A 1,110-nucleotide genomic window follows, 5' to 3' on the forward strand; every position below is an offset into this window, starting at 1 on the left:
GCTTTGGTGAACAGGGAACCCAGGGTGTTTCGTCCTTCTCCTCTGGCCCATTCGGGATCCAGTTCCGTGGCGAGGGTGCGGGATTCTTGCCAGAACGTCCGTAAATCCACCTGCTGCGAGAGCAACAGATGATTCATTTGCCAGAACAGCATGAGCTCACGCGCGCCGACCAGTCCTGCACCGGTGTCTTTACGGATTTGCACCAGTCGGCGCAGATCTTCCACGCGATCCCAGGCAAGCTGTTGCGCGGAGAACGGACGGAGATTGGGATAGTCCTGATTGGTTCTGGATCGCTGGCCAAAGGCGGCCTGCCGATTCTGGTAAGCTTCATGACGGGCGATGGCGGCCAGACGTTTTTCCCGGACTTGTTCGCGGGATAAAGGGAGGAAATATTCGGCCAGCAGGTTAAAGTCGTACCGGGTCGGATGGCCTTGTGCATCCGGGTTAATATGCAGCACGTGTGCAGCCTCACCCGATCGTGAGTTGATGGTTCCTGCAATGCGTAACACCCGGGAGGCATCCTTTGCGCCCGCATCACTTCCCCAGGGCAGCATTTCCTGCGTAATCTGTCGCATGACGGCATTCCAGCGGGGCAGGGCGGCACGGGGGAGTCCATCGTGGAACCATTTAACGTACAAGCCCCGTCCGGAGCTCATGACGAGGGAAGGCTCTGGATAGCCTTTATCTTCGAGGATCCAGAGCAGGTCACGCACTTGCGCGTCCAGGTTGCGCCCTTGACCCCAGGGGGTCTTGTAGGTGTCCATATCCAACCAGATCACGCCCAACCGCCAGAGATTGACGATCCGGCGGTTGGGTTGTGTGAATTCGGATTGCGAGATGTAGCTGTTCAGGCGGGGATCAATAGCAGAAACGACTTCGGGCAGCATGTGCAAGGGGTAAGACTGCTGACAGACTTTTCGCCCCTTATTGGCACGCATAGGCGCCGACAACCCGCCGTGTGTATGGGTATCCATTTTCTTGATCTTTCTGGGATCGTGTTGCACGATCGAAAACCAGACCCAATCACGCGGATCCTCTCCGTGTTGTCCATGTTGTCCATGACGCGTCTGCCCGCCGTAAAAATGCGCATAAGCCGATTCGTCGGTCGGT

Annotated in this window: 1 protein-coding gene; it reads right to left on the minus strand. The window is 57.2% G+C overall.

What is annotated here, in order from left to right; all coding sequences use genetic code 11:
- Nucleotides 1-1,110: hypothetical protein (locus HAP95_RS09130; protein ID WP_215883934.1), on the minus strand; the 1,110-nt coding region annotated here is incomplete at both ends.

The sequence above is a fragment of the Acidithiobacillus sulfurivorans genome (assembly GCF_018853815.1).
In the GTDB taxonomy this organism is placed as follows: domain Bacteria; phylum Pseudomonadota; class Gammaproteobacteria; order Acidithiobacillales; family Acidithiobacillaceae; genus Acidithiobacillus; species Acidithiobacillus sulfurivorans.